The 8,264-nt window shown below is 40.6% G+C and carries 6 protein-coding genes; 1 reads left to right on the plus strand and 5 read right to left on the minus strand.

What is annotated here, in order from left to right; translation table 11 throughout:
- Positions 1–119: 119 nt before the first annotated feature.
- The 5 genes from HWQ37_RS31915 to HWQ37_RS31935 form a co-directional block, all read right to left on the minus strand.
- Positions 120–1,490: an alkaline phosphatase family protein gene (locus HWQ37_RS31915; RefSeq protein WP_292754936.1), complete on the minus strand. Its 1,371-nt coding sequence runs from the start codon at positions 1,488–1,490 to the stop codon at positions 120–122.
- Between the two features lie 101 nt (positions 1,491–1,591).
- Entirely contained in the window at positions 1,592–2,818 is a 1,227-nt protein-coding gene (gene eboE / locus HWQ37_RS31920; RefSeq protein ID WP_292754939.1) for a metabolite traffic protein EboE, read from the minus strand.
- 381 nt (positions 2,819–3,199) lie between these two features.
- Positions 3,200–4,132, minus strand: a complete 933-nt coding sequence (eboC, locus tag HWQ37_RS31925) for a UbiA-like protein EboC (protein WP_363318226.1) — start codon at positions 4,130–4,132, stop codon at positions 3,200–3,202.
- 108 nt (positions 4,133–4,240) lie between these two features.
- A complete protein-coding gene (locus HWQ37_RS31930) occupies positions 4,241–5,149 on the minus strand; it encodes a TatD family hydrolase (RefSeq protein ID WP_292754942.1) in 909 nt (302 codons plus the stop codon).
- Between the two features lie 137 nt (positions 5,150–5,286).
- Positions 5,287–6,168 (minus strand): EboA family metabolite traffic protein, encoded by an 882-nt coding sequence (locus HWQ37_RS31935; RefSeq protein WP_292754944.1) that lies wholly within the window; start codon positions 6,166–6,168, stop codon positions 5,287–5,289.
- A 476-nt stretch (positions 6,169–6,644) separates the two neighbouring features.
- On the opposite strand from HWQ37_RS31935, the gene HWQ37_RS31940 reads away from it, so the two are divergent.
- Positions 6,645–7,847, plus strand: a complete 1,203-nt coding sequence (locus tag HWQ37_RS31940; RefSeq protein WP_292754947.1) for a 3-dehydroquinate synthase — start codon at positions 6,645–6,647, stop codon at positions 7,845–7,847.
- Positions 7,848–8,264: the final 417 nt, after the last annotated feature.

Here is an 8,264-nt window from a genome sequence, read left to right on the forward strand (position 1 = left end):
GGAGTGCAACCCAACATATATCAGGATGTTGGGTTACGCAAAGCCTCCACCCAACCTACAATTTTTTTGCAACTTCGCGGTTCGTTTTTCCGTTATATGTGCGGCTTAGGCAAGTCTGACTAGTTCAGATGTTTGAGAATCAACGAGCAAACATCTGTCGCCTCGATTTGATGTTCATCAACTAGGTGAGTTTGATGGGTGATAAATAAAGGCCCTTCATCAACAGAAGTGGTGATGTTACCGTGAGAACCACGCACCAGGGAAGCATCTAGAGGAATCACATCCATGAGGTAGCGAAAACCGAGTTGTTTCTTAAGTAACTTGAGAGCAATTTTTCCTTGAGGAAATTTTATTTGCGGATCGAGGAAAAGTTCTACAGGATCGTAACCAGGTTTGCGGTGAATATCTACAGTTCTAGCAAAGTCGGGCGCTTTGGCATCATCGAGCCAATAATAATAGGTAAACCAAGCGTCAGATTGAGCGATCGCTACCAACTCTCCCGATCTAGGATGATCGAGATGGTAGGCTTGTTTACCTTCTTCATCCAATACCTGCGCTACGCCTTCAGTCGCTTCTAAAAGCGATCGCACTTTCGGGATATACGCCGGATCGTTCACATACACATGAGCAATTTGATGATCGGCAACGGCAAAGGCAATGCTAGCACCAAAATCGAGCAATTCTCGCCCTAATTCTTCTCGCACAGCAATTAAACCGTTTTCTCGTAATGCCCGGTTCAAATCCACAGCTTGAGAAACTGGGGTAATGCCATACTCAGAAAGAATCATTACCTGAATATTTCGTGCTTGATAATATTCAATTAAATCCCCACAAACAGCATCAATTTCTTGCAAATCTGCTTTAATCTGTGTTTGATTGTTACCAAATTTTTGCAGACAGTAATCTAAATGTGGTAGATAAACTAGTGATAATGTTGGGCTGTAACGTTCCTCAATCCATTTGGCAGAATTGGCAATCCATTGGCTAGAACTAATAGAAGTTTTTGGCCCCCAGAAATCGAATAGAGGGAAGTTTCCTAAATCAGATTGAATTTGCGATCGCACATCAGCCGGTTGGGTATAAATATCAGGTAATTTTCTCCCATCTGCGGGATACATGGGGCGCGGTGTAATGGCATAATCTGCTGTAGAGTACATATTGTACCACCAAAAAAGGTTGGCACAAGTGAAATTTGGATCGATTGATTTAGCTATTTCCCAAATTTTCGGAGCCTGTACTAGTTTATTAGATTGTCGCCAAAACTTCACTTCACATTCATCACGAAAGTACCAACCATTAGCGACAATTCCATGTTCATCAGGTAATTTTCCTGTTAAATAAGTAGCTTGAACCGAACAAGTTACAGCAGGTAGCACTTTTTTGATCGGAACTACTTTCCCACTAGCCGCCCAAGAAGATAAAAACGGCGTATTTTCTCCTAGTAAACTAGGTGTTAATCCCACAACATTTAGAATAACTGTTTTCTGCACAAATTTGATCCTCTATTATAACAATTAAATTACGAATTACGTTAGCGAAGCGGTAGCGAGTCTTCGTTCGCTTTTAGCGTCTCGTAGAGAGCGTCGCGTCATTACGAATTACGAATTAATTTTAACACCCACTCATATTCACGCTGAATAGAAGTCAGCAAATCTATCTTCATTTCTGATGGTAATACATCCCAAGTATAAGTCTCAATTTCTAAATGTGAGCAAGCATTATTTGCCTGAAGGAGATGCAAAACAGTAGCGATATCATCTTGAGTAGATTGCAAAACTTGATAATCATGAATAAAAATTGGGACATGAAAGTGAGTGCGCCATTCTTCAGCTAGAGATTGCTCTAAATGTGGTAGCGCAGTTATTAAGTCAGGATAGTGATGGAGTGTACCATCACTGCGACGTTCTATTACTTGGTGAAGATAAGTAGATTCAGCAAAAGGACGTAAGCGTTCAACTATCAAACTACGCTTCTCAACATCAGCAGGTATTTTTACTTTAATTGCAGCGCTAATTTGAATTTTCCCAATTTTAATTCCTGCCGATTGCAAACGTGCAAATACAGAATTTGGCTGTTCATATTCAACTGAAAAATGGCAGGTGTCATAGCACAATCGAACGTGTTCTAGCAACTTAGCCTCTGCTAAATCCTGCTCAATATTTAAGTTTTCTGATAAATAATTACCGCCAATTGGCAATAACCAATTTTGATAAAAATCAATTACTTCTGAGGTATTTTCAATTAAACCATCAGGCTCAGGTTCTAAATCAATATGAAGGATCTTTCCTGTTTCTTCACTGATGCGAATCATTTCGATAACAACTAATGCTATGTTCAAACAACTCTTTTTCAGAACCGTCTCGAAAGTTGCTTGGTCTTTTATCCACCAAGGTTTATAAGATAATGGTAGTGTAGAAATTCCGCCATCAAGCCCTTCCGGTAATAGAAAAGCTAAAATTTGTGCCAAATTTAATGTATAATTAGCCCGTTCTTGTGTAGACCAATCTGGTGCATAAACTTGGTCTTTTACCACCTGTCGATGAAATCCGCCATAAGGGAATCCATTTAAGGTGAAAACATATAAATCTTGTTGAGTCAGCCAAGCTTGAAATTGAGTTAAATTATCACTTTCTAAAAGTTGCTTTGCGGCAATATCTGCTAACCTTAAGCCAATACCAAAAGGTTCTGTAGGCGATAAACGTGATTTGAGTTCGGGAATATACTTTTCTAAATTGGCGAAAACCTCTAGCCAACTTTCACCAGGATGAATATTGCTGCAATAAGTTAAGTGAAAATTATTGTTTTTTGTAATTTTCATTTTCTAGATATATTCCTTTTTCTTTGGCTTAAACTATTTCACAAAATACTTGCTACATACAGCACTTTGCAAGTAAATGAAGTATACCCTTCTCTTGCTTGGGGCTACGGTGAATTACCCCCCTTAATCCCCCCGATGCATTGGGGGGAAACCGGAAAATCTAGTTCCCTCCCCTTTGCAAGGGGAGGGTTAGGGTGGGGTAAAACCCTGGTTAATCAGGTATTTCAGACTTGTGTGTACACCGTAGTTTATAAGGGGAGGGTTAGGGTGGGGTATTTTTGTACCTCACCAACTCGCAATCTGCTGTATTCATGGTTTGGGGCGCACATTTGTACGCCACTAGAGCCAATTTATGGTATTACTAGGTGTATACATTCAAATTTAAGTAACAGCAAATAGTTTTGCTAACTTCATCGAAATTGGTAGCAAAATTAGAACGAATAAACCGTAATACAAACCAGCAAAACCAGATGCAACAGTTGCATCTAAGACTATTAGAGATAAAACACCTATTCTGACAGCATTTCGGATATTTTCGGCTATCGGTTCCCGCGCCGCTTTGATAAAGTTAGGCAAGATTCGGATAGCTAATAAAATAGCAAATGGTAGGGCTGCGATCGCTGTATAATCTTCTAATAATCCTAAAGCGAAAATTGCTGTCAAAACTATTGCAATTAGCAGTAGTGCGAGTACTCCTGTAATCTTCTTACCACCGTGAACTTCACCCTGGCTAATTGCGGTGATAGCAGCGATATAAAAAATAGGAATCAGCGCTAAATACCAACGTTCTCCAATGATTGCGGGTACAGCACTTACACCTAATAATAAGTTACTACCACGACACAAACCCATATTTAAAGGGCCGAAAAAAGGATGATGTTTGGCGAGTGAATTATATAGGAGGCATGAAAGGGTAATAAAAATAGCGATCGCAGCACTCAACAAGGATACTTGAAATGCAGCTATAATCCCGATGGCAAACAGTATACTCCCTAATAAAGTAGCATTTTGACGAGATACCCGACCACTAGGAATTGCTCTATTTGGTCGCTCTTTTGCATCTAATTCCGCATCAAAAACATCATTAAAAACTATACCGCCGCCATATAAACCAGTTGTAGCTAATAACAACCAAGCTAATGGAATTAGTATTGCAAAAGTTGCTTCACCATTAATTAATTTAGTAAAAACAATCCCAGAGCCAGAAGCAGCAAAACCGAGAAGAATATCCGCCCAAGCAGTAACAATATTAGCCGGACGCATCAATTCTAAATAACCCCGCCAGCTTTGAAAATTTAAGCTTGCAACATTCACTTATCTACCTCCGTCCCTAGTAATTCGCAGGATGATATTGACAACGCAAAGATAAAAATCTCTTTTGCAATGCCCAATGCCCAATTCTCAATGCCCCATTCCAATTTTCTACTCAATCAACACAAAATCTGAAGCTGATTTGATACCTGGTTCCTGTCCCCTTAACACAGAATTACCACTAAACATTTGACGCTGATCGACAGATTGAGGATTAAGCCAGTCTGAAGCTTTCATTTGCCCAGTTTGACTGTAAGCAGCTAGGGCATTTTCATAACAAACGGCTCGCACATCTTCTTCAGCAATGCCCCTATCTAACATCAATTGAGCCGTTTTCGGGACTGCCAAAGGATCGCTAATACCCCAATCAGCACTACTATCTACAATGATGCGATCGCGTCCATATTTACGGACAACTTCTACCATTCTGGCGTTACCCATCTTCGTTTGTGGGTAAATCGTAAAAGCCGCCCAAAAACCCCGTCCTAATACTTCTTCAACAGTTTCCTCGTTGTTGTGATCGATAACTACTTGTGAAGGATCTAAGCCATATTCAATACAACGATCCATACTCCGACTAGCACCCGCCTTTTTATTGCGATGAGGAGTATGAATTAGTACTAACATATCGAGTTCTTTAGCTAATTCTAACTGTTGACAAAAGTACTTATCCTCTGCCTCTGTCATATCGTCATAGCCAATTTCACCAATGGCAACAACTCCTTCTTTACAGGCATAAAGTGGTAGCAGTTCCATAACTTCAGATGCTAGCGCTTCGTTATTAGCTTCTTTCGGATTTAGGCCGATTGTGCAGTAGTGTTGGATGCCAAACTGACTAGCACGAAACCGTTCCCAGCCCACAAGACTACTGAAGTAGTCTTTAAATGTGCCGGCATTGGTTCGAGGTTGTCCTAACCAAAAGGCTGGTTCAATAACGGCGACAATACCATATTCCCGCATCACCAAATAATCGTAAGTAGTACGGGAACACATGTGAATGTGAGGATCGATGAACATCATAATTTTAATAATTGGGCATTGGGAGTGCTGAGTTAGGAGTTAGGAGTTAGGAGAGACGCGATTCATCGCGTCTGTACAAGAGTTAAGAGTTTTGTTTATCTCCTTGTCCCCCCCTATTATTTGTAAACAAAGAGGCGTTAGCGCAGCTTGCCGTAGGCATCGCGGCTAAAACTGCTCCAAGTCAGATTACCTTGTTGAATGGACAACTGTAAATCTGGGTAATGAGAAAGTAATGCTTGCGCCTGGGGTAAAGGAGACTCAGCACAAGCTAATGCTGCTGCTTCTTGCTCGTCTATAGCCCCATTCGCTAGTACTTTTTCTAAATCTGTGATGATGGCGCTATCGGCAAACCGCCCTACAGGTCGCCAAAGTTCTGGTGTAACTGAACGTTTAGCTGCCCAACGTTCATGGGCATAGTCTGCCAACATCCTCGCCAATTCTGGGTTAGCACGCCGATCCAGACCCCAAATTAGATGCAACGGACTGCCGACAAACACAGCCTTCAGCACCATCTGATTCCAAGCAGCATTATCTAAGTAATTCGCTGGATAAGGGTTACGTAGTGCTATGGCTTGGAATACATTGCTCATATTGCTACGAATTCCCTCAGCAGTACGGTGGCGATGTAACTTTGGATGTGGTAATAGCGGCAAACTTTGATAAAGTGCAACTAACTCCCCCATATCGGCAGTGGAGAAGACTCGATCGAGCGATCGCACATAGACCTCAGTATCATCATGGGGCAAAGCTAAAAGCAAGAGTGTGCGACCTGCTTGATCTACACTCCAATTACCAGGATACCAGCCGGGAATCACATCCTCTGCTGCTTCCAAGTCCTGGAATGTTAGCTGCAAATCCTGTTTACCTAGATAACGCGGCACAGCACTAAAAGCCGTAAAAAAGACTCTTTCAGCCGCACCGCTAGCAATCTGTGTTTGTTTTTGTTCCAGCCAAGCGAAAGCTTTCTCTGAAACAGACTTTGACAGCCATTGATGCAGTAATTGGTTTACTTTACTCATGATAAATTCAGGATAAGTTGCCCAACTTTTTCTTGTGGCAACTAAGTATAAAATCTACCACTAAACTTGATACTTTGGGATTGAAGTAGTTAGATAATATACTACTGAGATCATAACTTTACTGAATCTATAAAATACCCTGATTTTAAAGAAGATCCTGTAAAGATACCATTTTGATTAGATAAATCCCAAAATTATCTTACGGAAAAAAATTAGAATCTTATGTAATAATGATCTCCATTGGTAAGCTTAGATATAAAATATAAACATCAATATAAATTGTAAATTCATGTTAATTTAAAATCTATCTCTTAGACGAAGATACTTCAAAAGTATGATTACTATAGTTACCAAATTTGTCTAGTGATTCATTTTAATCTGGAATGACTTAGGGTATTTACTCTATCTATTTTGCTGTTCATTTTAATTGCAATAGTGTATCTATTTACAGTTACTTAAAAAGTAATAATATTCAAATGGCTATTCAACAAAAAAGCGCTCTTAATCTACAAGCAATTAACCAATGTGTCCGTGTTACCTTCAATTATGATGTTCACTTCACTAGAGGTCTGTTTCAGGTAGATAATCCTTTACTCGCACAAGCGATCGCGGCAGATGGGGAGACAACCCCAAAACAAGTATTAGTGGTGATAGATGGAGGATTTTTACAGTATCAAGATGGGCTGTTAAAAAAATTATCAGTCTATGCCCAATGTTATGAAGATGTACTAACACTGAGCGGTGAGCCGATAATAGTTCCCGGTGGAGAAGCAGTCAAAAACGATTCTAGATTTATAGAGCAAATTCATCAACGCATCAATGCAGCTGGCTTGTGCCGTCACTCCTACGTGTTAGCAATTGGAGGTGGAGCCGTCCTAGACATGGCAGGATATGCAGCAACAACGGCTCACCGAGGAATTAGACTGCTCCGAGTGCCGACAACAGTATTAGGGCAAAACGATTCGGGTGTAGGAGTAAAAAACGGCATCAATGCCTTTGGTAAGAAGAACTTTTTGGGTACATTCATGCCACCTTATGCTGTCTTGAATGACTTTGATTTTCTTACTAGCCTCGACGATCGAGATTGGCGATCGGGTATTGCAGAAGCGGTGAAAGTAGCGCTAATTAAAGATGCAGATTTCTTCGATTTCATTATGACTAATGCCGATAAATTGGCTAATCGAGACATGGACATAATGGAAAGGCTAATTTATCGTTGTTCTCAGTTGCATTTAGAGCATATTGCTGGTAGTGGCGATCCCTTTGAAATGGGTTCATCGCGTCCTTTAGACTTTGGACATTGGGCTGCTCACAAACTAGAGCATTTAACTAATTACAGCCTACGTCACGGTGAAGCTGTTGCGATCGGCATTGCTTTAGATACGACCTATTCATATTTAACAGGGCAACTCTTACAATCTGAGTGGCAAAGGGTTCTAACTACACTCAAAAAATTAGGCTTTACTTTGTACGTATCAGTACTGACAGAGCAATTAGATCAACTAGACCATCCGCATTGTATATTTAGGGGGCTTACGGAGTTCCGCGAACATTTGGGAGGAAAATTGACAATTACCCTTCTACAAGGAATTGGAGAGGGAATAGAAGTTAATCAGGTGGATTTGTCTTTGTATAGAGATGCTATTTTGATGCTGCAAGATTGGGAGATTTTGCATTAATTCTCCATTGGATGCAATCAGCAGAAGCGATGTTTAACGTGTCGCGGAAGTCCCCACCTTCAATGTACTCATAAGGTGGGGATTGTGAGAGGACGGCGACGATTACACCCCCGACTGATATCAATCGTCAGATTGATTAGGGAGTGGGGTGGATAAGGGGTCGTCAATCTTGGGGCTAGGTAGCCTATCGATCCAGTCTTCGACCAATTGCGTAACTGTTTTTTCCTTGCTGTTTGCATAAGCTTTTAGTTTGTCATTTCGTTTTTGAGAAAGCCTAACTCTAATTGATCTTTCTTTCATGATGTATCACAGGAATGGATACATCTATGTTATGATATAAATGGTTGTTGACCCACCCACTCGACTCATATAACAAACGGCCACAGTAGCGGTAATACGCTTGCCTAGACTAAGAGC

The organism is Nostoc sp. NMS4, assembly GCF_017115095.1.
GTDB lineage: Bacteria > Cyanobacteriota > Cyanobacteriia > Cyanobacteriales > Nostocaceae > Nostoc.